This is a genomic window from Microbacterium sp. STN6, from assembly GCF_026410545.1.
GTDB lineage: Bacteria > Actinomycetota > Actinomycetes > Actinomycetales > Microbacteriaceae > Root112D2.
Genome location: NZ_JAPMIT010000003.1, coordinates 469,166 through 492,221, shown reverse-complemented (window position 1 = coordinate 492,221; position 23,056 = coordinate 469,166). Strand labels below are relative to the sequence as shown.

21 protein-coding genes and 1 tRNA gene are annotated in these 23,056 nt (G+C 65.5%); 3 read left to right on the top strand and 19 right to left on the bottom strand.

Translation table 11 applies throughout. The annotated features are described in order from the left end of the window. Window positions 1-22: 22 nt before the first annotated feature. The 11 genes from OSC27_RS11425 to OSC27_RS11375 form a co-directional block, all read right to left on the bottom strand. The gene (locus OSC27_RS11425; RefSeq protein WP_267181570.1) at window positions 23-1,414 is read right to left on the bottom strand and encodes an LLM class flavin-dependent oxidoreductase; all 1,392 of its coding nucleotides are present in this window, start codon (window positions 1,412-1,414) and stop codon (window positions 23-25) included. Window positions 1,415-1,943: 529 nt separating this feature from the next. Next, window positions 1,944-2,588: a hypothetical protein gene (locus OSC27_RS11420; protein WP_267181569.1), complete on the bottom strand. Its 645-nt coding sequence runs from the start codon at window positions 2,586-2,588 to the stop codon at window positions 1,944-1,946. Between the two features lie 209 nt (window positions 2,589-2,797). Further along, window positions 2,798-3,424, bottom strand: a complete 627-nt coding sequence (locus tag OSC27_RS11415) for a signal peptidase I (protein WP_267181568.1) — start codon at window positions 3,422-3,424, stop codon at window positions 2,798-2,800. Then, the gene (locus tag OSC27_RS11410; RefSeq protein ID WP_267181567.1) at window positions 3,412-3,897 is read right to left on the bottom strand and encodes a hypothetical protein; all 486 of its coding nucleotides are present in this window, start codon (window positions 3,895-3,897) and stop codon (window positions 3,412-3,414) included. Before OSC27_RS11410 ends, OSC27_RS11415 begins: the two co-directional genes overlap by 13 nt. Before the next feature lie 44 nt (window positions 3,898-3,941). Further along, window positions 3,942-4,562, bottom strand: coding sequence for a hypothetical protein (locus OSC27_RS11405; RefSeq protein ID WP_267181566.1), 621 nt, complete (start codon window positions 4,560-4,562; stop codon window positions 3,942-3,944). A gap of 24 nt (window positions 4,563-4,586) precedes the next feature. Next, window positions 4,587-5,123, bottom strand: a complete 537-nt coding sequence (locus OSC27_RS11400; RefSeq protein WP_267181565.1) for an alternate-type signal peptide domain-containing protein — start codon at window positions 5,121-5,123, stop codon at window positions 4,587-4,589. A gap of 117 nt (window positions 5,124-5,240) precedes the next feature. Continuing rightward, entirely contained in the window at window positions 5,241-5,657 is a 417-nt protein-coding gene (locus tag OSC27_RS11395; RefSeq protein ID WP_267181743.1) for a heat shock protein transcriptional repressor HspR, read from the bottom strand. Window positions 5,658-5,681: 24 nt separating this feature from the next. Further along, window positions 5,682-6,677 carry a DnaJ C-terminal domain-containing protein gene (locus OSC27_RS11390; RefSeq protein WP_267181564.1) on the bottom strand — a complete coding sequence of 332 codons (996 nt, stop codon included), beginning with the start codon at window positions 6,675-6,677 and terminating at the stop codon, window positions 5,682-5,684. A 127-nt stretch (window positions 6,678-6,804) separates the two neighbouring features. Beyond that, window positions 6,805-7,449: a nucleotide exchange factor GrpE gene (locus OSC27_RS11385; RefSeq protein WP_267181563.1), complete on the bottom strand. Its 645-nt coding sequence runs from the start codon at window positions 7,447-7,449 to the stop codon at window positions 6,805-6,807. 14 nt (window positions 7,450-7,463) lie between these two features. Further along, window positions 7,464-9,335 (bottom strand): molecular chaperone DnaK, encoded by a 1,872-nt coding sequence (dnaK, locus tag OSC27_RS11380; RefSeq protein ID WP_267181562.1) that lies wholly within the window; start codon window positions 9,333-9,335, stop codon window positions 7,464-7,466. 171 nt (window positions 9,336-9,506) lie between these two features. Next, window positions 9,507-10,883: a GH1 family beta-glucosidase gene (locus OSC27_RS11375; RefSeq protein WP_267181561.1), complete on the bottom strand. Its 1,377-nt coding sequence runs from the start codon at window positions 10,881-10,883 to the stop codon at window positions 9,507-9,509. Between the two features lie 75 nt (window positions 10,884-10,958). Between OSC27_RS11375 and OSC27_RS11370 the strand changes: the two genes are divergently transcribed. Both OSC27_RS11370 and OSC27_RS11365 read left to right on the top strand, forming a co-directional pair. Further along, window positions 10,959-12,284, top strand: coding sequence for an MFS transporter (locus tag OSC27_RS11370; protein WP_267181560.1), 1,326 nt, complete (start codon window positions 10,959-10,961; stop codon window positions 12,282-12,284). Between the two features lie 230 nt (window positions 12,285-12,514). After that, window positions 12,515-13,090 carry a GTP pyrophosphokinase gene (locus tag OSC27_RS11365; protein ID WP_267181742.1) on the top strand — a complete coding sequence of 192 codons (576 nt, stop codon included), beginning with the start codon at window positions 12,515-12,517 and terminating at the stop codon, window positions 13,088-13,090. Here the strand turns inward: OSC27_RS11365 and OSC27_RS11360 are convergent, their stop codons facing one another. The 3 genes from OSC27_RS11360 to OSC27_RS11350 form a co-directional block, all read right to left on the bottom strand. Next, window positions 13,091-13,612: a hypothetical protein gene (locus tag OSC27_RS11360; protein ID WP_267181559.1), complete on the bottom strand. Its 522-nt coding sequence runs from the start codon at window positions 13,610-13,612 to the stop codon at window positions 13,091-13,093. A 40-nt stretch (window positions 13,613-13,652) separates the two neighbouring features. Beyond that, the gene (gene dcd, locus OSC27_RS11355) at window positions 13,653-14,255 is read right to left on the bottom strand and encodes a dCTP deaminase (protein ID WP_267181558.1); all 603 of its coding nucleotides are present in this window, start codon (window positions 14,253-14,255) and stop codon (window positions 13,653-13,655) included. A gap of 210 nt (window positions 14,256-14,465) precedes the next feature. After that, the gene (locus OSC27_RS11350; RefSeq protein WP_267181557.1) at window positions 14,466-15,095 is read right to left on the bottom strand and encodes a hypothetical protein; all 630 of its coding nucleotides are present in this window, start codon (window positions 15,093-15,095) and stop codon (window positions 14,466-14,468) included. Between the two features lie 155 nt (window positions 15,096-15,250). Between OSC27_RS11350 and OSC27_RS11345 the strand changes: the two genes are divergently transcribed. Then, window positions 15,251-15,321: transfer RNA gene (locus OSC27_RS11345), tRNA-Gly, on the top strand. Between the two features lie 77 nt (window positions 15,322-15,398). Here the strand turns inward: OSC27_RS11345 and OSC27_RS11340 are convergent. The 5 genes from OSC27_RS11340 to OSC27_RS11320 form a co-directional block, all read right to left on the bottom strand. Then, entirely contained in the window at window positions 15,399-15,803 is a 405-nt protein-coding gene (locus OSC27_RS11340; protein ID WP_267181556.1) for a hypothetical protein, read from the bottom strand. A gap of 9 nt (window positions 15,804-15,812) precedes the next feature. Then, entirely contained in the window at window positions 15,813-16,478 is a 666-nt protein-coding gene (locus tag OSC27_RS11335) for a DUF433 domain-containing protein (protein WP_267181555.1), read from the bottom strand. A 165-nt stretch (window positions 16,479-16,643) separates the two neighbouring features. Further along, window positions 16,644-19,739 (bottom strand): type I restriction endonuclease subunit R, encoded by a 3,096-nt coding sequence (locus tag OSC27_RS11330; protein WP_267181554.1) that lies wholly within the window; start codon window positions 19,737-19,739, stop codon window positions 16,644-16,646. Then, window positions 19,739-21,031 carry a restriction endonuclease subunit S gene (locus OSC27_RS11325; protein WP_267181553.1) on the bottom strand — a complete coding sequence of 431 codons (1,293 nt, stop codon included), beginning with the start codon at window positions 21,029-21,031 and terminating at the stop codon, window positions 19,739-19,741. The genes OSC27_RS11330 and OSC27_RS11325 overlap by 1 nt, the downstream gene beginning before the upstream one ends. Beyond that, window positions 21,028-22,986: a type I restriction-modification system subunit M gene (locus OSC27_RS11320; RefSeq protein WP_267181552.1), complete on the bottom strand. Its 1,959-nt coding sequence runs from the start codon at window positions 22,984-22,986 to the stop codon at window positions 21,028-21,030. The genes OSC27_RS11325 and OSC27_RS11320 overlap by 4 nt, the downstream gene beginning before the upstream one ends. Window positions 22,987-23,056 lie beyond the last annotated feature (70 nt).

The window sequence follows — 23,056 nt, the reverse complement described above, 5'->3', positions numbered from 1 at the left end:
AGGTCTCGATGCGCGCTTCGCGCTACTCGACCAACGAAGCCGCAGCCGCCCCCACCCGGTAGCGCGCCCCGCGATGCGTGTCGGGCAGCCGGTCGCCCGCGCCCTGCAGCTTGTTGCGCAGCGTGCCCTCGGTGTACTCGGTTTGGTAGACGCCCCGCGCCTGCAGCACCGGCACCACGTGCGTGACGATGTCTTCGAACGTACCGGGAGTGATCGCGTAGGCCAGGTTGAACCCGTCGACATCCGTCTCTTCGGCCCACTCCTGCAGCATGTCGGCGACCTCTTCACCGCTGCCCACGATGTACGGGCCGAGGCCGCCAATCGCGCCCTGCGTGCCGATGTCGCCGACCGTCCATTCGCCGCCCTCCGCGTTGGCGGCCTGGTAGTTGGCGACGACCGACTGAATGGCGTTGCTCTTCACGTTGCCGATCGGCTCGTCGAGGCCGTACTGCGAGAGGTCGACGCCCATCCAGCCAGACATGAATACCAGCGCGCCCTCGGCGCTGGCGTAGCTCAGGTAGTCCTGGAACTTCGCCTGCGCCTTCTCGGGCGTCTCGTCGGTGATCACCGTGAGCAGCGTGTAGATGCGGGCGGAATAGCGGTCGCGACCGGCGGCCTCGAGCGCGTCGCGCAGCTTGGCGACGGTGGCCTTCAGGCCCTCCTTGGTGGAGTTGGCGACGAAGATGGCCTCGGCGTTCTCGGCGGCGAAGGCGATTCCCCGAGAGGATGCGCCCGCCTGGAAGATCACCGGCGTGCGCTGCGGGCTTGGTTCAGAGATGTGGATGCCGGGAACCGTGAAGTGCTTGCCCTGATGCCCGATTTCGTGCACCTTGCTCGGGTCGGTGAAGACGCCGGTTTCGCGGTCGGCGACGACCGCGTCATCCTCCCACGAACCCTCCCACAGCTTGTAGAGCACCTCGAGGTACTCGTCGGCGTAGTCGTAGCGGTCGTCGTGCTCCATCTGGTCGTCGTGGCCCATGTTGCGCGCGGCCGAGGGCAGGTAGCCGGTCACGACGTTCCAGCCGACGCGGCCCTTGGTGAGGTGGTCGAGCGTGGTCATGCGGCGGGCGAACGGGTACGGGTGCTCGTACGCGGTGCCGGCCGTGATGCCGAAGCCCAGGTTCTCGGTGACGTATGCCATGGCCGAGACGAGCATCATGGGGTCGTTCACGGGCACCTGCGCGCCGTGCCGGATCGCGCCCTCGTTGCTGCCGCCGTACACGTCGTACGTGCCGAGCACGTCGGCGATGAAGATGCCGTCGAACTTGCCGCGCTCGAGCAGCTTGGCGAGCTCGGTCCAGTACGCGAGGTCCTTGTACGTGCGCGAGCGGTCGTCGGGGTGACGCCACAGCCCGGAGGACTGGTGGGCCACACAGTTCATGTCGAACGCGTTGAAACGGATCTGGCGAGGCATTCTCCTATAGTGAGGGCCGCGTAGGCGCGGGAGAACTGTGCGCGCAATAAAGCGTCACATAGCGGATGCGGCCCCTGCCGCCCGTGCCCGGCCGAATTGCCTCTTGTGCCCCGTAAGCGAGCCCCGCTACTGTGGGTGAGGCTTTTCTCACAAGACACACGAAAGGGGGCCGTTCATGTCCGCAATTGCACACGCGCTGCACGGGTTCCCCGGCATGCTGCCCGCGTAGCTCTCGGAGCCTCTCGACCGGCCTCGGTGCCGGTCCTCGTCTGAGCCGGTTCTTGCCTGTGCCGGTTCTTGTCTGACGACGTCGCTCTGCCGTCGTCGGTCGCCGTGGCGTTCCGCACGTCACGCGGCCTTCCTCATCGCGCCCGTCGCGCCTCGCGACGCCCCTGCGCGCCTTCTGCGCTCCCGCGCGCTCTCGTGCGCCCTCGCGCGCCAACGACCCCAAAAGGAACATCCGACATGTCTACGCTTCGTGACCTCACCCTCGAGCATCCGCCGTCAGCCGACGAGCCGAGTGAACCACTCACGCTCTCGGTGGAGCACCGGGCAGAACTCGCCCGGCGGCATCAGGCTCGCATGGCTCGTGCCGAGCGCGAGCGGAACTGGCAGCGGCTCGCAGCGACCACCCTTCCGCTGCGCTGAGCCGAGCGTCTCGGCGCCGTCGCAAACGGGCGAAGAGCACCAGCAGCAGCCCCGCGACGACGGCGCCGAGCGCCCAGGGAAGGCCCGCGGCATCCACCCCGGTCTTTGACAACAGCGAGACGTCCGCGTGCGATGCCCCGCCATCATTCCGCTGTGCAGGGGGGTCGACTGCCGGTATCACGGCCTCCTGCTCGCCCAGCGTCACATGCACAGCGAATGTCACCGACTGGGTTAGCTGTGCAGAGGTTTGTGCCGACGCCGGCAGCTCGATCGAAACGAGCACCGGCACGGCGTCGCCACTGCCCAACTCGGCGTGCGCCAGAGAGGCCGCGGTCGCGGCCGAGGTGAAGGTGCGCTGCGCGCCTGGCGCTCCGGCGATGGCGACGCCGACGCGTAATGAGCGAAAGAACGCGCCATTGAGCGGCGCCGTCGCGTCGACATCCGCGAGCGCCACGTTCAGCACGGCGGCGCCAACCGCGTCGTTGCGCACAAAGAAGCGTGCCGATTGGGAATCGCCCGGAATCATGACTGCAGCGGGGAACAGCGTGGTGAGATCGTGCGACCAGGTAACCCCGTCGCTGCTGAGGGCGAGAGGCCTCCCGGTGGCAGTGGGCGAAGGCGTGGCCGAAGAATCGGACGTGTGCGTTGATGCGAATGCGCCCGCACCGCTGGAAGCCCACAATGCGAGCGCGAGCAGCGCCACCGCCGTGGTGCGCCACACCCCCTTCGCTTCGTTCACCTCTCAGCCGACCGTCGGTACCGCTTCTCGAGAAGGGCGCCTACCAGCGTGAACACCGCGTACGCGATGAGAAGCGCGCCGCCGACTGACACCACCCATCCTTGCTCCCCACTGAACGCGCGCGTCGCGTAGCCGACATACGGCACGTTGTAGATGACCTTGCCCATCACCTGATCTGCGACGATCGGGCTGTCGGGCTGGCTGTTGTTGTCACCGCGGGTCGTGAAGGTGAGCTCGCCGTCTGCTCGATACCCGAGCGCAATGATGCGGTGGGTGATGAGCATCGGGTCACCGGAGTGGGGCTGGAAGGTGATGACGTCCCCTGCCCTCAGCTGCGCCGTCTCAACGGGCTGCGAGACAACGAGCGTGCCCGGCGGCAGCGTCGGTTCCATTGACGAGGTCAACACCGCGAGCGGCACGGCCCCGAGAACGCGAGGCAGCACGACGACGGCGGCGAGTACCACCATCACAAGGGCGAACACCGCCCACAGTGCCGCCTGCCCCGCTCGTCGCAGCGGTGTGCGCCGGCGGTGGCGCGCCGATGTCGTCGCCGGGCCCGTGTCCGTGCGCAGCCGCCCGCGGGTGCGCACGGCATCCGTCGTCGCCTCGATCACGCTGTGCATGTCAGCACCAGCGTTCCCGAGGCTCGCAGAACGGTGATCGAGTTGCTGGCAGGCCCAAGCCACCCGTTCTGGTACATCGGCCGCACCCACACAGTCATCGGCGAACCGACCGGCGGCCAGTTGTAGAACGCGCCGCCCACGTCGTGAAACATGTAGTTGAGTTGGTTCTGGTCGTTCACGGGCGCCGGTGTCGTGGTCGACCACAGGTTCGAGGTGGTCACTCCCGCGATCGTGCGGTAGACCATGAAGCTGCTGATCGCAGGCACGGCATTCGCGACCGCTTTGAAGTCGCCACCAATGCTGTTCACGTAGTTCTGGTACGTCTCCGGCCCGCGGCAGGTGAGCCAGTTGCCGCCCAGCAATTGCGGGTAGCCGGCGCTCACGCTCACGTCTGCCGTTGCCGTTGACGACCATTGAGCGGATGCCGGTGCCGCCACCGCGAGCATCGCGACCGCCACGATCGCCGCTGCCACTGCGTGCAATCGCGACCGGCTGCGCCCTCTCGACGCCCGCCCCTTCATCGAACCCCCTGCCCGGTCACGACGATGCGGAATGACGTGGTCGCATCATTGATGTTTACGCCGCCGATTGTCGCGGGAGTTGCGGCGGGCAGCGAGAGTCGCATGCACAGATATGCGGATGCGCGCGCCGTGTGATCGGGTTGGCTCATTCCTGCGCCCACGGGAATGAGGATGTTCGGAGCGGTCATCATCGAATTCAGCGGCGCGAATGCGCCCGACGACCCGTACAACTGCGTACCGGTGGGAGTGGCGGAAGATGTGCACGAATCAGAGGGAGATGTCTGCACGTAGAGCTGTGCGGTCATCGCGTTGAAGAGCGCCGCTGATTGCGGCGACGGGTCGGCGAGGCTCACCGACTGCATGGAAGCCGTGAGCCCCAGGTGGCCGGATGCCGCGCCGTTGACCGTGAAGCGGAACGGCACGACCGACCCGGGGTAGAGCGCAGAGAGCGGGCCCACCGTATACGTGGATTGACCACCGACGGCAACGGTGAGGACCCCTGTTTTCAGGGTCGCCGCACCGGACGTCTGCGAGTTGTTCCACAGTGCGAGAGTGGTGCCGGCCCCGACGCCGGCCACCACGACTGCCCCAATGACGAGACCCCAGACGCGTTTCACCGCGTGCCGCCGACCATGATGCGCTTAGGGGGTGCGGGACTTCTGCTGCAGCGTCACCGTGGTGCCGGAAAGATCGATCGACTGAGCTTGCGCGACCGTGTTGGTAACCGAGCCCTCCGGGAACGTCACGGTCACCGTGGCTGTCACCGTCTTGGCATTATCGGCGTCGGTGATCGTGTCGCCGCTGGCCGCGCCAGTGAACGCGCTCGTGACCTGCAATGCGGTCTTCAGGTCTGGGTCCGTCGACGAGGTGACGGGATCGACGACAGACAGCGTCGCCTCGAGGTTGTCTCCCGTCGCGTTGATCGTGTAATCCTTGGTGAACTGAAGCACGTCGCCGGGAACAACGAGGTAGTTGGTCAGGTCGGCGATGGCGACCGGAGTCCCCGTGGAGATGTCGCTCCAGCCGCCGCCCGCCTTCGGCGCGAGACTCAGCGTTCCCGAAGTGATGGTGCCGTCGCCTGCCGTCGCGCTGTCATTCCACAGCGCGAAGGTCGCCCCTCCGCCTAAGAGAATGATGCCCGCCGCACCCGCGATGATTCCCTTGGTGAGTCTGTTCACGACACTTCCCCCTGCACCCCTCTGCAAACCGTTGCTGTAACTGACACCATGGTATGCGAGAAGAGGTGCAAGAATTCACCCCCACTCATGGGTACGAAAGGGGCGCTGCGGCGTGTGTCAGTGCCGGTCGAGCGGTCGCCAGACGACCACTTGATTCGAGCGGCGGATGCGCGTGCCCGCCTTCACCGAGATGACATCGCCCTCGGTGCCGGCCGCGAACACGCGCCGACCCGGCCGGTTGAGCAACTCGTCGGCGAGCGCGGCCTCGAGTTCGCGCACGCGAGTGGACAGCGCGTTCACGCGATCCTCCAGCTCGATCACGCGGCGGATTCCCTCGAGTGAGATGCCCTCGGCGCTCAGGTGCGCGATCTCGCGCAGCTTCGCGACGTCGCGCATCGAGTAACGGCGCGACTTGCCCGCCGTGCGACCGGGGCTGACGAGCCCCAGCCGGTCGTACTGCCGCAGCGTCTGCGGGTGCATGCCAGAGAGCTCGGCAGCGACGGCGATGGCGAAGACCTTCGCGTGCTCGTCCATGCCGTTCTCGAACATGCCAGAACCCTACCCGCGCGCCTTGGCGAGGAGCTCGTCCCGCGGGTTTTCGGCCGGGAGCGTGTCGGCGAACGCCTTGAGCGCCTCCTCCGCATCCTTCGACAGATGCGACGGAACCGCGATCTGCACGACCGCGAGCAGGTCGCCCGTGGCCTTCGCCGTCTCGACGCCGCGGCCCTTCACGCGCAGCACGCGCCCGCTCGGGGTGCCCGGCGCCACGCGCAACCGCACGGGGTCACCGGCCAGCGTCGGCACCTCGATGGTGGCGCCCAGCGCCGCCTCGGCGAACGTGACCGGCACGTTGACGCGCAGGTTCAGCCCATCCCGCTCGAACACCGGGTGCTTGCGTACGGTCACGGTCAATACGATGTCTCCGGCCTGCCCACCGTCCGGGCTCGGTTCGCCCTTGCCGCGCAGCTTGATCTTCTGCCCGTCGGCAACGCCGGCTGGGATCTTCACGTTGATGGGTCGGCCATCCGCCGTCTGCAGGTGCACCGTGTCGCCCTTGGTGGCCGTCACGAAATCCAGGGTCGTGGATGCCGCAACATCGCGCCCGCGCGTCGGCCCGGCCGCGCCGCGGAACCCGCCCGTGGAGTTGCCGAAGCGGCCGCCGCCGAACATGCCGCCCAGAATGTCGTCGAAACCGCCGCCGCCCTGCTGGAACGTGTAGCCGCGCTGGCCGCCGGCGGGCCCGCCGAACATGCCGCCGAAGACGTCTTCGAAGCCGCCGCCGCCCTGGCCGCCGCCGGGCGCGGTGAAGCGGGCACCCGAACCCATCGCCCGAATCTGGTCGTACTCCTTGCGCTGCTCGGGGTCGCTCAGCACGGAGTGCGCCTCGCTGATCTCCTTGAACTTCGCCTCGGCTCCCGCGTCGCCCGGGTTGGAATCCGGGTGATACTTGCGGGCCAGCTTTCGGTAGACCTTCTTCAGCTCTGCCGGCGTCACATCCTTGGAGACGCCCAGCACCTTGTAGAAGTCCTTGTCGAACCAGTCTTGACTAGCCATAACGCCTCCCTTCTGTGTTCATAAGCGGGTTGAGGAGCCGCGAAGCGGCGTCTCGAAACCGCTCCCTTCTGTGTTCATAAGCGGGTTGAGGAGCCGCGAAGCGGCGTCTCGAAACCCAGTCCCTGAGCTAGCTTTGCGGCACCGCCACGACCACCTTGGCCGCGCGCACCAGCGTTGACCCCAGCATGTACCCGGTCTCGACGACGTCGGCGATGGTCTCCACCTCGACGTCGGCGCTCGGTTGCTGGAAGATCGCCTCGTGCAGGTTGTGGTCGAACGGCTCACCGGCGGCGCCGAACGCCGTCAGGCCGAGCTTCTCGGCCGCGCCGCGCAGCTTCGCCGCGATCGTAGCGAATGCGCTCTCGCCCTCGAGGTCTCCGTGCTTCTCGGCACGATCGAGATCGTCGAGCACGGGCAGCAGCGCCGCCACGGCCCCGCCGATGGCACGCTCGCGCTCCACCTCACGGTTCGCCTCGGTGCGCTTGCGGTAGTTGGCGTACTCGGCGGTCACCCGCTGCAGGTCCGCGAGCCGTTCCGCGGCAAGCTGCTCGGCGTCGGACTGGCCAGAGAGGAAGTCGAGGTCGGCGTCGGAAAGCGACGTCTCCACATCCGGGCCCTCGTAGCCTTCGCCAGTATCGACCACCTGCTCGTGCTCGAGATCGGGGGCAGCTGCCCCCGATCCGTCGCCCTGCTGCGGCTGACGACCCTCGGCGGTAGCGTCGTTCTGCACGTCGTCGGGCTCGCCCGACTCGTTGCGGTTCTCGTCAGTCATTGCTTCTTCTCTACTTACTTCTGCTCGTCTTCGTCATCGACGACCTCGGCGTCAACGACGTCTTCATCGGAACCCTGCTCTTCGCCAGCCTGCGCGCCCGACTCGGCGCCGGCCTCGCCGGCGGCGGCATCCGCCTGTGCCTGCTTGTAGATTGCCTCGCCCAGCTTGGTCTGGCTCTCGTTCAGCTTGTCGAAGGCGGTCTTGACCGCGTCGTCGTCGTCGCCCGCGAGCGCGGACTTCAGCGCGTCGACGTCGCCCTGAACCTCGTTCTTGACGTCGTCAGGCAGCTTCTCGTCGTTCTCCTTGATGAGCTTGTCGATCGAGTACGCGAGCTGCTCGGCGCTGTTGCGGGTCTCGGCGGCCTCGCGGCGGCGCTTGTCCTCCGCAGCGTGCTCCTCGCCCTCGCGCACCATGCGCTCGATGTCCTCCTTCGCCAGCGACGAGCCGCCGGTGATGGTCATCGACTGCTCCTTGCCGGTGCCCTTGTCCTTCGCGGAGACGTGCACGATGCCGTTCGCGTCGATGTCGAACGTGACCTCGACCTGAGGGATGCCGCGCGGTGCCGGCGCGATGCCGGTCAACTCGAACGTACCCAGGTTCTTGTTGTCGCGGGTGAACTCACGCTCGCCCTGGAACACCTGGATGGCCACGGACGGCTGGTTGTCGTCTGCCGTGGTGAACGTCTCACTGCGCTTGGTCGGAATCGCGGTGTTGCGGTCGATCAGCTTGGTCATGATGCCGCCCTTGGTCTCGATGCCGAGACTCAGCGGGGTGACGTCGATGAGCAGAACGTCCTTGCGCTCGCCCTTCAGCACGCCGGCCTGCAGGGCGGCGCCGACGGCGACGACCTCATCAGGGTTCACGCCCTTGTTCGGCTCCTTGCCGCCGGTCTCCTTCTTGACCAGCTCGCTGACGGCCGGCATACGAGTGGAACCGCCGACGAGAACGACATGCGCGATGTCGGAGACCTTGATGCCGGCCTCCTTGATGACGTCGTTGAACGGCTTCTTGGTGCGATCGAGCAGGTCTTCCGTCATCTGCTCGAACTGCGCGCGCGTCAGCGTCTCGTCGAGGTTGGCGGGGCCGTTCTCGGTGAGCGAGAGGTACGGCAGCTGGATGCTCGTCGACATGCTCGACGAGAGCTCCTTCTTCGCCTGCTCCGACGCCTCCTTGAGGCGCTGCAGGGCGATCTTGTCCTTCGAGACGTCGACGCCCGTGGTCTCCTTGAACTTCTTGATCAGGTGGTCGACGATGCGCTGGTCCCAGTCGTCGCCGCCGAGGCGGTTGTCACCGCTGGTGGAACGCACCTGGATGGTCGAGAAGTCCTCGTCCTTACCCACCTCGAGCAGGGAGACGTCGAACGTTCCGCCACCGAGGTCGAAGACGAGAATGAGTTCGTCTTCCTTGCCCTTGTCGAGGCCGTACGCGAGGGCGGCCGCCGTGGGCTCGTTGATGATGCGCAGCACGTTGAGGCCCGAGATCTCGCCGGCCTCCTTCGTGGCCTGGCGCTCGGCGTCGTTGAAGTACGCCGGAACCGTGATGACCGCATCGGTCACCGTGTCGCCCAGGTACTGCTCGGCATCCCTCTTCAGCTTGGCGAGGATGCGCGCCGAGATCTCCTGCGGCGTGTAGCTCTTGCCCTCGATGTCGGCCTTCCAGCCGGTGCCCATGTGGCGCTTGACCGACGCGATGGTGCGGTCGACGTTCGTGACGGCCTGGCGCTTGGCGGTCTCGCCGACGAGCACCTCGTTGTCTTTCGTGAAGGCCACGACCGACGGGGTCGTGCGGAAGCCTTCCGCGTTGGCGATGACCGTGGGCTCGCCGCCCTCGAGCACTGCGACCACCGAGTTGGTGGTACCCAGGTCGATTCCTACTGCTCGTGACATAGTGTGTTCTCCCTTTGTTGCACAGCTGTTTCAATTCGATCGCTGCAAAGTCTGCGTGAGACTTGAGCCTCACCCGCTCAAGTTTATTCTCCGAGCATCCGCTGTCAAGCTGGAGACTCAAAAGTTGAGCGTACTCTCATCAACTTTAGGATGCGCGTGGCTATTCCCTGCTCAGCTCTGCGAGCGGATCAGCTCCTGATACCAGTAGTAGGAGTCCTTCGGGGTGCGCTGCTGTGTCTCGAAGTCGGTGTGCACGAGGCCGAATCGCTGCGAGTAACCCGCCGCCCACTCGAAGTTGTCGAGCAGCGACCAGTGGAAGTAGCCGCGCACGTCGACGCCCGCGGCCACCGCCTCGGCGAGCGCCTCGAGGTAGGCGCGGGTGTAGCCGACGCGACGCGTGTCGGGAACGCGACCCGTCGCATCCGGCCCCGTGGCGTCTGAACAGCCGTTCTCGGTGATGTAGATGGGCGGCAGCGCGTCGCCGTAGCGATCGCGGAAGCCGGTGAGCAGGTCGGTGAACGCCGACGGCACCACCGGCCAGCCGAAGTCGGTGCGGGGGTAGCCCTCGATCTCGACCATGCGGAACGGCAGGCCGGAGTCGAGCTGCTGCCCGTCGACGCTGCCGGGCAGCGCGGTGGGATCGGTCGAGGGTGCGGCCACCATGGTCGGGTTGTAGTGGTTGATGCCGTACCAGTCGATGGGCGCGGCGATTTCGGCGAGCGCGTCGCCTGCACCGTCGGGCAGGTACGGCTCGAGCAGGGCGGGGTAGCGGCCGAGAAGCAGTGGGTCGGCGAAGAGGTCGTTGGCGAGGGCGTTGTAGAGGGCGGCGGCCTGCTGGTCCTCGTCGTGGTCGCTTGCAGCCCACACCGGCGCGTGATTGTTGGCGATGCCGATCTGGCCTGCGCCGGCGGCACGCAGCGCCGCGACACCCCGACCGTGCGCGAGCAGCAGATTGTGCGCCACGGCGAGAGAGCCGAAGCCGAGCCGCTTGCCCGGCGCATGCATGCCCACCCCGTAGCCGAGCGTGGTCAGCACCACCGGCTCGTTCACCGTGATCCACCGCGGAATGCGGTCGGCGAAATGCTCGCCCAGAACGTTCGCATAGTCGGCGAAGCGCTTGCTGATGTCCGGGTTCACCCAGCCGCCCTCGTCTTCGAGCGCAAGCGGCGTATCCCAGTGGAACAGCGTGGGGCTGGGCTCGATGCCGGCCGCGAGCAGCGCGTCGACCAGCCGGTCGTAGAAAGTGAGACCCTCGGCGTTCACCGGGCCGCGGCCTGTCGGCTGAATGCGCGACCAGGCGAACGAGAAGCGGTAGGCGTCCACGCCGAGCTCCTTCATGAGCGCGATGTCTTCCGCGTAGCGGTGGTAGTGGTCGCAGGCGACGTCCCCCGTGTCGCCGTTCACCGTGCGGCCGGGAGTATGCGCGAACGCATCCCAGCTCGTCGGTCCCCTGCCGCCCTCGGTCACCGCGCCCTCGATCTGGTACGAGGCGGTCGAGACGCCCCAGACGAAGTCGGGCGGCAGACCAAGGCTCTCGGATGCTGGCATGCAACCAAGGCTCCTCGAAACTCCCGTACGCGTCAATGCCGCCCCCGCCCCGCTCGCGCCCATAGCCTTTAGGGCATGACCGAGGTATTGGACCGCGCCGGCAACGACGCCACGGCGGTCACGAAGGGCCGGATTCTCGCGTGGTCCCTGTGGGACTGGGGATCGGCCTCCTTCAACGCGGTGGCGACGACGTTCGTCTTCACCATCTACCTGACCTCGAATTCCTTCGGCGGCAAGGCCTTCGTCTCAGAGCGACTCGGCTGGGCGATCGCGATCGCCGGCGTCGTCGTGGCGCTGCTCGCCCCGGTCATGGGGCAGCGCGGCGACAAGACGGGCAAGCGCAAGCTCTGGCTGGCGGTCAACACCTACCTCGTCGTTCTGGCGCTCGCGCTCATGGTGTTCGTCGAGGCCAAGCCGTCGTTCCTGCTGTTCGGGTTGATCCTGCTTGCGGCCGGCACGCTCTTCTTCGAGTTCGCGGGTGTCAACTACAACGCCCTTCTCGCGCAGGTCTCCACCCGGCGCAACGTGGGCCGCGTCAGCGGGTTCGGCTGGGGCATGGGCTATATCGGCGGCATCGTGCTGCTGCTCATCGTCTACTTCGGCTTCATCAAGCCTGAGGTGGGGTTGTTCGGCGTGACGAGCGAGAACGGGCTCGACGTGCGCATCTCCATGCTCATCGCAGCCATCTGGTTCGGCATCTTCGCGCTTCCCGTTCTCTTCACCGTGCCCGAGAACCGGCCGCGGGCCGACCTCGTGGCGAAGCGCGTCGGGTTCTTCCGCTCCTACGCCATCCTCGGCCGCGACATCGCCCGGCTCTGGCGGCTGAATCGGCACGCCGTGTACTTCCTCATCGCCAGCGCGATCTTTCGCGACGGTCTCACCGGGGTGTTCACGTTCGGCGGGGTGCTCGCCGCGGGAACGTTCGGCTTCTCGGCGGGCGACGTCATCATCTTCGCTATCGCGGCCAACGTCGTCGCCGGCGTCTCGACGATCCTCATCGGCACGCTCGACGACCGCATCGGCCCGAAGCGCATCATCGTGGCCTCGCTCATCGGTCTCGTGGTGTGCGGCGCGCTCGTGTTCGTGCTGCACGACAGCGGCCAGGCCGTGTTCTGGACGCTCGGCCTCGCCATGTGCCTCTTCGTCGGGCCGGCACAGTCGGCCAGCCGCACCTTCCTCGCTCGCCTCATCCCGGAGGGCCGCGAGGGCGAGGTGTTCGGCCTCTACGCCACCACCGGCCGCGCGGCCACGGCGCTCGCCCCGGCCGCGTTCGCCCTCTTCGTCGGCATCGGCAACGAGCAGTACTGGGGCATCATCGGCATCGTCATCGTGCTCGCGGTCGGCCTGGCGCTCATCCTGCCCGTCAAATCGAACCAGGAACAGCTCGCCGCCCGCGACTGATCCGCCGCGAGACAAACGCAATTCTCATCGGTTCCCCAATGACCGGCGCTAACGTGAACGGCGTGAGCATCGACATCCGTCCACTCCGCGACGACGCAGCGATCGGGGAAGACGCACCGCCGTCGATCACCGCAGACCTGCTCACGGAGCGGGCCGCGCACGCCCTCGGCCAGGTCGACGACGAGGGGCTCGACGAGATCCGCTCGCTGCGCGACGACTTCGCGCGGTTCATGATGCCGTACAAGTTCGGCATCGACGAGATCAACACCAAGATCGGCATTCTGCGCGAGGAGTTCAACGAGCTGCACGCGTACAACCCCATCGAGCACGTCTCCTCGCGGCTCAAAACGCCCGAGAGCCTCATTGAGAAGCTGGTGCGCAAGGGCTGCGACCCGTCGTTCGAGTCGATCCGCGAGACCATCACCGACATCGCCGGCGTGCGCGTGACGTGCAGCTTTGTCTCTGACGTGTACCGCGTGTTCGAGCTGATCACGGCGCAGACCGACATTCGTCTCGTCGAGGCGAAGGACTACATCGCGAACCCCAAGCCCAACGGCTACAAGAGCCTGCACGCCATCGTGGAGGTGCCGGTGTTCCTCTCGGATGGGCCGGTGCCGGTGCGCGTCGAGGTGCAGCTGCGCACCATCGCCATGGACTTCTGGGCGAGCCTGGAGCACAAGATCTACTACAAGTACGACCGCTCGGTTCCGGCCGAACTGCTCTCAGGGCTCAAGGATGCGGCAGACACAGCGGCCCAGCTTGACGAGACCATGGAGCGGCTGCACTCGCAGATCCGCGGCGTGTAGCTAGCTGACGCGCGTCGCGTCCATATGCTGCTCGAGCCACCAGGTGCCACCCTCGTCGTTGGAGACCCAGCCATCCCACGCGAAGGATTCGTTCGTGATGTCGCTGAAGTTCCAGCGAATGGGGCGGCCGTCGGTCTGGGTTCCGTCTTGACGGATGCCGGTGGAGTGCCCCGTCGCCACGAGTGTGCAGTAGTCGCCGCCCGCCACGCCGTACCAGTTGACGCGCCAGACGCCCAGCGACGGGTCATACACGCGAATGGTGGTGCCCTTCGCCTCGAGCACCTCGGGGTCGGCGGCGCTCGGCCCCGTGATCACGTCTTGCACCCCGCGGCCGTCGAGAATGAACGCGAACCGCCACGTCAGCAGCGACTCGCGCCACTCCCCAGTCGACTCATCGAGCAGGCGACTGGAGACGGCCCAGGTGCCGACCAGGCGCCCGAAGCGCCGCATCCGCTGGGGGTATCGAGGGGTGGCCCGGGGCGCAACGAGGGCGTGGGCGAAGTCAGTCTCGGTGTCGGTCATGGCCTCCCCCTGGTCTGCGGCGTTGCGCGCGGCGTGTCTCTCAGTCTGCCGTGTGGGCGGATGCTGCGCCCACGTCCGTTCGATGGAAGTTCAGGTACGAGCGCGACGCCGTAGGCCCGCGCTGCCCCTGGTAGCGGGAGGAGTACTCGGCCGAGCCGTACGGCTTCTCGGCCGGCGAGGTGAGCCGGAAGAAGCACATCTGACCGATCTTCATGCCGGGCCAGAGCTTGATGGGAAGCGTGGCGACGTTGCTGAGCTCGAGGGTGACGTGACCCGAGAAGCCCGGGTCGATGAAGCCGGCGGTCGAGTGCGTCAGCAGGCCGAGGCGGCCGAGCGAGCTCTTGCCCTCGAGGCGCGCGGCCACGTCGTCTGGCAGGGTGACCAGCTCGTATGTCGAGCCGAGAACGAACTCGCCCGGGTGCAGAATGAACGGCCGGTCGGAGTCGACCTCGACGAGGTGCGTGAGCTCGGGCTGGTCTTCTGCCGGGTCGATGTATGGGTACTTGTGGTTGTCGAAAAGCCGGAAGAACCGGTCGAGGCGCACGTCGATGCTGGAGGGCTGGATCATCTCGGGCTGATACGGCTCGAGCGCGATGCGCCCCGCCCCCAGCTCGGCCTTGATATCTCTGTCGGATAGCAGCACGGTCAAAGCCTACCGGGCGCTAATGCGCGTTAAGGAGGTCGCGAGCACGCGGGTTGAGGAGGTCGCGAAGCGACCGTCTCGAAACCCAGCCCCACAGCCCGCCCCCCGAGGGCGTGAGTTCGCGACGAGTGCGAGTGTTCCCCCTGCACATCTCGTCGCAAACACCCACGCTCGCCGAGCGCAGTCTCTGAGGCTCGAGTAGCCGATGGCTCAGGCGCCGCCGAGCATGAATGCCGTCACGGTGACGAAGGCCAGCGCGATGATCGCCACGCCACAGACGATAGCGGTGAGTACAGGATGCCGCTCCCACGGTTCCAGGTTGCCCGGGTACGTGCGCCTCAGCTGCGGCCAGGTGAGCTCGGTCTCGCACGCGGTGACCGGTACCCCGTAGAACTCCACCATGTTCGCGAAGTCTCTGGCATGCCACAGCGGGCTTCGCAGCCTGAGCAGGGTGCGGCCTGCGGCATCCGTGACGAAAGCCTGTTTGGAAACCTCGTCACTGTTCGCGTCGCGCAGGCGCACAACGAGTACTTCAGCGATCTGCTCGACCGGCGTGAACACCGCCCGGCTGAAGTACTCACGCTCGCGGATGCCGTCTGCGCTCATCAGCACGCCGGCGCCTTTGAGGCGACCGGCCGCGAGCACGAATGCGATCATGAGAAGGGCATGGGTTGCGACGACGGGCAGCCAGTGCCCACGCCCGGCCGTCAACAGGTAGGCCGCCAGGAAGATCGGCGTGGTGAAGGCGAGCCACGCGACCCAGGCCGAAGCCCAGAGTCTGCGTTTGGGGCGGAACAGCCGGGAGACATCCCCCGGCGGCTGTATGCCGTTGCTGCTCATCACACTCCCCGCTGAAAACCCTATAGCGCTCGAGGGTGCGACGAACGGCCCCCAAGCGGGGCAGGTGCGGGCAGGCGAGCGCCTGAACTCGTGCGCGGCTGAGCGGTGCCTTAGGATGGTGACGATCGCCGGCTGGCTCTTGCTCTCGCGATCATGCGGATGTAGTTCAATGGCAGAACTTCAGCTTCCCAAGCTGATAGCGCGGGTTCGATTCCCGTCATCCGCTCTCTGTGATGTGTCAGGGCGTTGAGAGGTCTCGCACTTGAGGGACTCGTCTCATCGGGTGTCCACCAACAATCCCGGCTAGCTAAACAGTTTGAGCGTCACCAGGCCTCGCTCGCTGACGCTGACGACGTACGGGCCCGCTTGCGTCAATGAACGCCGAACAATTGCGTTCTCGTGACTGAGCAAGCGCTGCGCTTTCTGCGGCCCTGTGAGCTGATTAGTGCCTAGTGCAAAGACGCGGGCTGCGGCCGCGACGACCGCCCGAGCCTCAAGCGGGCGCTTCGCAATTGCCTTATCGCCGGTCAGTAGTACTTCGCCTTCACCGGTCGCGTCGCGGATCCAGTCGATATCGGCGAGCGCCTGCGCGGTGATCGAGCCGTATCGTTCACGCATGCTTACCACCGCCCAGCCGTAACTGCGGAGCGCCTTGGGCACCTCATGATCGCCGAGGCTGCGGTCTAAGAAGAACCGCAGGTCCGCCATGTCGATGCTCTATGCCGCTGCGAGTGCGAGGTTCTCGACGGTCGAGGCGGGCATGTCGTAGTCGGCGGCCACGTCCTGAATCGTCTCGCCCGCAGCGATGCGACCGAGCACATCCACGACTCGAACACCGTATGCGCTGAGGGTCGGCTGGCCGAAATTTATTTGCGGGTCGACAGTGTATTCCGCACCATGCGCTCGTGGAATGCGCACTTGCCCAATGAACCCGTCTCTGTAGTTCACCTGCTTCAGGTGCGCCCGGACAATTTCGCCGAATGCCGCCTGCCCATTGCGAACGACGACAAGCCGATTGTCGTCGAATGCAGCATCGGTCTGGCGCAGGTCCCAGAGAATCTCCGCCCCATCGGTATTCAGCTTGTCACTCGCGAGTGCATGCTCGATTCCGATCTGCGTACGAAGCTGTTCCAGCGCCGGCCGGATACGCGACACCGGCACCCCCGCTCTTGTAAAGGCGCGCACGATCCATGCCTCGGCGAGACCGATGAAGGGCACGGTGTAGCCGCGCCCAGGACGCTCGATGGTAACGAACGGGGGCTTCGCGTTTCCCGATGTCGTCGTATAGCCACTCGCCCAGTGGTTGAAAGTCGACTGAGGGAGGCTCAGAATGCCAGCCGCCTCGCTCTGCGTATAGAGAGGCGTCAGATTGAGCTCATCCACGACAAACCTCCTCCGGCGGACTTCAAGGCTAGCGACCCCCCAAATGGTCGGGGACTGAGCCACTCGGTTGACGCCCAGTCTAGAGGCGACCGCCGACGCCATGCCGGTAGCGACTTCTCTGCTCTCCTTACCTGGCACGCAATCGTCTGCGAACACGGGCGAGCTTTACCGCGCGGCGCGTTCGGCTTCGTCGCGGAGGCGCTCGTAGATGCCGGCGGCGATCAGGATCGGCACGAGAGGTTTCAGGCTCTCGAGCTGCAGCAGGGCCTTGAAGGCGCCGCTGTTGCCGGCGGCGGCCGCGTAGACGATGTCTTCGAGTTCAGCCTCGATGGTCGGTGAGGTGGAGAAGTCGACGGGCGTGTTCGCCATCGCCTCCGCCTGCAGTCGCTGGTTCTCCACGAGGTGGCGGGTGACTGCCTCGACCACGCCGACCTGGTCCTTCTCGCTCACGCCGCTTCCGACGAAAAGTTGGTTGATCTGGTCTATGACCGCCTGCAGGGGGCCGTATTTGGGCTCGCGCGGCTGGCCGGAACCGGCATCCGTGATGCCTGTCAGTTCACCGGATGCGCCGTCGCTGAGCGCGAGGTTGCGTTGTTCCTGGCGTCGTAGCCGGTAGTGGGTCAAGACGATGTCGTCGGTGACGATGACGGAGCCGTCGTCGGCGTCGCGCTCGATGGTGCGGCGGTAGACGCGTAGGAAGATGGCCCATTTCTCGATGCGGGTGTCGCCGTAGTCGATGATCTGCGAGAGGAAGTCGTAGGTGCGCACGAACGCGTTGACGGTGCCGCGGAACTCTTCCAGGCGGCCCTTCTCGAGGTCGTCGCCGGCGTCGATGGCGGTGCGCCACCTGTCACAGAACACGTCGCGTGAGGCTTTGATGTGTGAGTAGAGCTGGTTGTGGCTGGTGCCGTTCAGCCACGCCTTCACGACCTGGTCGACGTCGTACTCGTCGATGATGTGCGCGGCGTCGAGCTTGGCGAGCATGTCGTGAATGATGTCGGGGTCGGATGCCTGTTGCAGCTCGGCATCCTCGTAGTACGTCTGGAACGCTTCCAGAATCTCGTTCGGGTCGTTGACGAAGTCGAGCACGTACGTGTTCTCTTTGCCCGGGATCACCCGGTTCAGCCGCGACAGGGTCTGCACGGCGGTGATGCCCGAGAGCTTCTTGTCGACATACATGCCCACCAGCAGCGGCTGGTCGAAGCCGGTCTGGAACTTGTCGGCCACGATCATGACCTGGTAGTCGCCGCCCTCGAACGCCTTCTCGAGCGCGCGACCCTTCAGGCCCGGGTTCATCGACAGCTCGGTGAATTCGGAAGGCCCCGAACCCGGGTCGGTGACGGCGCCCGAGAACGCCACGAGCGCCCCGATCTCGCCGGCGAGCCCGTGCTCGGCCAGGTAGGCGTCGACGGCGAGCTTGTAGCGCACGGCCTCCTTGCGGGACCCGGTGACGATCATGGCCTTCGCCCGGCCGCCGAGCTCGGTGCGCACGTTCTGCCTGAAGTGCTCGACGATGATCTGCACCTTCTGGGCGATGTTGTGCGGGTGCAGGCGCACCCACCGCATCAGCTCACTGTTGGCCTTGGCGACATCCACCTCGATGTCGGCCTCAATTCCCGGCTCGGCACTGGCGGCGTGCGCGATTTTGAACGCGAGGTCGTAGCTGACGTAGTTCTTCAGCACGTCGAGAATGAAGCCCTCTTGTATGGCCTGCTTCATCGGGTACAGGTCGAACTCGCGCTTCAGGCCCGTCGCGGGGTCTTCGCGCCCGAACAGCTCGATCGTCTTGCCCTTCGGCGTGGCCGTGAACGCGAAGAACGAGATGGTGCCGATGCCGACCTTGCGCGCCATCACATCCGCCAGCACGTCCTCGGCATCCACGTCCAGGCCCTCGGTCTCCTCGATACCGGATGCGGTCAGCACCTGTTTCAAAAGTGCGGCCGCTTCACCCGACTGTGACGAGTGCGCCTCATCCGCGATCACCGCATACGTGCGATCGCGCAGCCCGTGATCCTTCTCGATCTCCTTCAGTGCGAACGGGAACGTCTGCAGCGTGACACCGATAATCTGCTTGCTCGCCAGCAGCGCCTTGGCCAGCTGCGCCGACTTCGACCCGGAACCGCCGGCGGTGATCGCCTGGAACACTCCCGCCTTCGCCTCCAGCTGCTCCACCGCCCGCTGCAGCTGCCCGTCGAGCACCGTGCGGTCCGAGATCACGAGCACGCCGTCGAACACCTTCGACCCGTCCTCCCGGTGCAGCGACGCCATGCGGTGCGCCGTCCACGCGATCGAGTCGGTCTTGCCCGAGCCCGCCGAGTGCTGAATCAGGTAGTTGTGGCCCGCACCCTCAGCCCTGGCCGCCTGCTCGAGCCGGGTGACCGCACGCCACTGGTGATAGCGCGGAAACCGCACGGATGCCGCAAAGCCCTTATTACCCGTGATCGCATCCGTCTTCTCATCGAACCGGTAATGCAGAAACCGCCCGATCAGATCCAGCCACGTGTCCCGTTGCAGCGTCTCTTCCCAGAAGAACGCGGTCGGGCTCGTGCCCTCGATCGGCGGGTTACCCGCACCGTTCCTATACCCGCGATTGAACGGCAGAAACCGCGTGTTCGCCCCGTCGAGCTTGGTGGTCATGTAGACCAGCTCGTTCGAGACCACGAAATGCACCAGCGCACCCCGCCCGAACTCCAGCAGCGGCTCACCCGCCGGCAGCCGGTCGTGCGCGTACTGCTTCAGCGCGGCATGCGCGTTCTGGGTCAGGTCGGTCTTCAGTTCCACCGTCGCCACCGGCAGCCCGTTGATGAACAGCACCAGGTCGAGCCGGTTGCCGTTCTTCGTCGAGTACGGCACCTGCCGCATCACCCGCAGCCGGTTCTGCGCATACCGCTCGGAGACCGCCTGGTTGAACCCCGTCGCCGGCCGCGCCTGGAACAGCGACAGCCGCGCCGGCGTCACGTTCACCGGCTTCTTCAACGCATTCAGCGTGCCACCACCGTTGATCGGATCGGTCGCCAGCACCTTCGCCACCCTTTGCAACAACCGAGCGGATGCCTGCGCCTGAGCCGGCGCAGGTGCCTCAGGCTTGACCACCTTCGAAAGCTCCTCGCTCTGCGTCTCCTGCAGCCAGTCGAGGAGATCTGCGGGAAACATGGCCAGCTCACGGTCGTAGCCCTCAGCGTTCTTGGAGTACAACCACCCGTGCGCGGCCAGGTACTCGCAGATCTCGACCTCGAACGCGACCTCATGCTGAACACCCACTACGCCGTCTCCCTCGCTCGGTCACGCACGTCGATCTTGCCCGTCACCGCCGCCGAAATCAGCGCAGCACGCCGCTCCCGCGACAACGCAATCGCCTCACGCGCATCAGCGATGGCCGCGTCGATCTCCGCGGTTTCAGCTGCAATCGCAGAAGCGATCGCCTTTTGCTCATCGAGTGGGGGCCAGGCGAGAGGATATGACATGAACTTAGCGTCGCTCAGTGATGGCACGGCTCCGGGATTCGTGAGAGGTTCGAACGATACTGTCTGCACGTTGCACCGCAAGAAGGAAGGATCGACCGAAGGGGCAGCTTCGATGGCCATCATGTTGTTGTCGATACACGAAGGCATCGAAATCGCTCGCACTCGTCCGAGAAGGAGTGCGGCCCCAATCTTGGCAATCACTGTTGTTCCTGCCGGAAAGATCGTTGCGCGAAGCTGTTTCGCTGTATCGCGAGTGACGGTGTCCTCGACGAATCGAATGACATCGTCTGCATCAGCTCGCCCCAGCGCGTTCACCTTGTAAAAGGGAATCTCGTGCTGGCCGTCTCCTTGAAACTCATGAGGGAATCCAGCACCAGATGCCGAGCGGGCGAATCGCTCCAGCCCCGCAATGCGCCAATTTGCTGGCACCGCACTTAGGTGCCCGACACCGCTGTCCTTCATCGGCACGTTCGGGTCGAGACCCTTCGTGACCGCGTGGCTGATGGTCGCAACACGGCGCTCGGCGAGCAGCGCGATGAGTTCTTCCTGATCCGCGATGAACGCGACGATCTCCGCTATCTCCTGATCGAGAAATTGGACGATCGATCGCTGGACTTCGATCGGCGGGATAAATATCACGCTCGACGAGACATCACTCAAGTAGATTCCGGGCTGCGCAGAGACCTTAGTCTTCAGTGATAGCTGGTCCTGGAAGAATCGGGACTGGATCTGGTAAGACAGAAAATCCGAGTTGAGCCGACTTCTCGGCCTGATAAAGCACACACTGCGTTGGAATGACAGCGACCGGCTTTCCCTATAAACCGCCGAACGCCCAATTGATCCGACGATCGTCAGCAGAACGTCACCCGGCTTCGGATAGCCGTTCGCTGTGATCGACCTATGGTCCTCGTACGAGATCAGGCTCTCGGCCTCTCCCACTTCGAGCACGCCGTCTCTAACGTTCTTCGCGCTGAGGAGAGGAACACCGTCGACTACTCGGGAGAACGTTCCGTGCGTGCCGTCCGTGATACCGGCGGTCACTAGCCCAAGCGTTGCCATCGGAAACGCTGGCTGAATATCGCCGCTCACGCCTTCACCTGCTCGAGCCGGGCGCGGATGCGGCCGAGCACTGCTTCGAGGTCGGCGTCGATTTCTTCGAGTGAGCGTGGGGGCACGTATTCGTAGAAGTGGCGGGTGAAGGGGATCTCGCATCCTTCTTTGGTTTTGGTTTCGTCGAGCCAGGCGTCTGGGGCGAACGGTTTGACCTCGCGGTCGAAGTAGGTGCGGATGTTCTCGTTCCAGGGCACGTTCTCGGTGTCGCGCAGCGCGGCATCCGCTTCGGGGTTGCCTTTTGCGTTGGTGACGATGGGGGCGGTTTCGTCGCTGGCGGAGAGGGCGGCGATGAAGGTTTTGAGTTGGGGTGGGGTGAGGGTGATGGTGGCGTGTGCCAGGAGCTGCGATACCTCGTTCGTGAAGGCGCGGGCGTCGGTAGTGACGTCGACTGGGGTGGTTTCGACAAGCTCAACCAGCCCGGTCCAGTCGATGCCCAGCTTGGCGATGGGCTTCTGGGCGATGGCGGTGGCGAGGCGGTCGGGAGTGAGGGCCCAGTTCAGGCGCAGGGGGCGTTCGACGGTGATGGTGCGGTAGAAGAAATCCTCGTTGGCGAAGATTTTCGATGTGCCGCCGTGCTCGAAGTCGCCGTAGAGGCGCACGATCTCGGCGATGTCGCTCTCGCCGAGTTCGTTGCGTTTGGAGCCGAGGCCCTTGCGCATCTTGTGGAACATCTTCGACCCGTCGATCAGCTGCACCTTGCCGGCCCGCTCGGGCGACTTCTTGGTGGTGAGAATCCAGATGTAGGTGGCGATGCCGGTGTTGTAGAACATGTCGTTCGGCAGGGCGATGATGGCCTCGAGCAGGTCGCGTTCGAGCACCCATTTGCGGATGTTCGACTCGCCTGAGCCGGCACCTCCCGTGAACAGGGGGCTTCCGTTGAGCACGATGCCCGCACGGCCACCGCTGCCGCCTTCTTCGGCGGGGCGCATCTTGTTGATCAGGTGCAGCAGGAACAGCATCGACCCGTCAGAGACGCGAGGCAGGCCGGGGCCGAACCGGCCGGCGTAGCCGCGGAGGGTGTGCTCTTCGGTCACGGCCTTCTGCTGCTTCTTCCAATCGACACCGAACGGCGGGTTAGACAGGCAGTAATTGAAGGTGCTCCCCGCGTGACCGTCGTTCAGAAGGGTGTCGCCGAAAACAATCGCATCCACTGACTGGCCCTTCACCGTCATGTCGGCCTTGCAGATAGCGTAGGACTGCGGGTTGATCTCCTGCCCGGCGAGGGTGAGCGTGGCCGTCGGGTTCATGCCGCGAATGTGGTCTTCGCCCACGCTGAGCATGCCGCCCGTGCCCGCCGTCGGGTCGTAAATGGAACGCACCACGTTCGGCTTCGACAGGGCATCGGAATCGGGGGTGAGCAGCACGTCGACCATCAGCTCGATGACATCGCGCGGGGTGAAGTGCTCACCGGCGGTCTCGTTCGAGGCCTCGGCGAACTTGCGGATCAGCTCTTCGAAGATGTGACCCATCTCTTCGTTCGGCACCTTTGCCGGGCTGAGGTCGACCTCGGCGAAGCGCTGGGTGATGTGGAAGAGCAGGTTCGCGTCGGAGAGCTCCTCGATGCGGTCGTCGATCTTGTACTTCTGAAAGATGTCGCGCACGTTCTCGGAGAAGCCGGCCACGTAGTCGAGCAGGTTCTCGGCCAGGTTGTCCGCATCGCCGAGGGCGGTGCGCAGGTCGAACCGGCTGCTGTTGAAGAACGAGTACTCGTGGTGCGCCTGGGTGCGCAACAGCGCCGGGCGAACCGGGATGTCGCGAGAGCGCGCATCCGCTACTGCTTCAAGCACCGCCGCTTTCGTGGGCGCCAGCACCGCGTCGAGGCGGCGCAGCACGGTGAACGGAAGGATGATGTCGCCGTACTGGTGCGCCTTGAAGCTGCCGCGCAGCAGATCGGCGATGGACCAGATGAACGTGGCGTGGTTGTTACTCAAAGCGGTACTCCCGAGGCGCAAGCGGCGCCGAAGCGGCGCACGTTCAAACCTAGTGAAGGGGGGCAGGGCG

Bases quoted from the DNA above. Each gene is read 5' to 3' on its own strand.
- OSC27_RS11420 (WP_267181569.1), bottom strand. From the start codon at position 2,588: ATGATTCCGGGCGATTCCCAATCGGCACGCTTCTTTGTGCGCAACGAC.
- OSC27_RS11350 (WP_267181557.1), bottom strand. From the start codon at position 15,095: ATGAGCAGCAACGGCATACAGCCGCCGGGGGATGTCTCCCGGCTGTTC.
- OSC27_RS11385 (WP_267181563.1), bottom strand. From the start codon at position 7,449: ATGACTGACGAGAACCGCAACGAGTCGGGCGAGCCCGACGACGTGCAG.
- OSC27_RS11365 (WP_267181742.1), top strand. From the start codon at position 12,515: ATGATGCCGTACAAGTTCGGCATCGACGAGATCAACACCAAGATCGGC.
- OSC27_RS11370 (WP_267181560.1), top strand. From the start codon at position 10,959: ATGACCGAGGTATTGGACCGCGCCGGCAACGACGCCACGGCGGTCACG.
- OSC27_RS11340 (WP_267181556.1), bottom strand. From the start codon at position 15,803: ATGGCGGACCTGCGGTTCTTCTTAGACCGCAGCCTCGGCGATCATGAG.
- OSC27_RS11360 (WP_267181559.1), bottom strand. From the start codon at position 13,612: ATGACCGACACCGAGACTGACTTCGCCCACGCCCTCGTTGCGCCCCGG.
- dnaK (WP_267181562.1), bottom strand. From the start codon at position 9,335: ATGTCACGAGCAGTAGGAATCGACCTGGGTACCACCAACTCGGTGGTC.
- OSC27_RS11375 (WP_267181561.1), bottom strand. From the start codon at position 10,883: ATGCCAGCATCCGAGAGCCTTGGTCTGCCGCCCGACTTCGTCTGGGGC.
- OSC27_RS11415 (WP_267181568.1), bottom strand. From the start codon at position 3,424: ATGCACAGCGTGATCGAGGCGACGACGGATGCCGTGCGCACCCGCGGG.
- OSC27_RS11425 (WP_267181570.1), bottom strand. From the start codon at position 1,414: ATGCCTCGCCAGATCCGTTTCAACGCGTTCGACATGAACTGTGTGGCC.
- OSC27_RS11390 (WP_267181564.1), bottom strand. From the start codon at position 6,677: ATGGCTAGTCAAGACTGGTTCGACAAGGACTTCTACAAGGTGCTGGGC.
- OSC27_RS11395 (WP_267181743.1), bottom strand. From the start codon at position 5,657: ATGGACGAGCACGCGAAGGTCTTCGCCATCGCCGTCGCTGCCGAGCTC.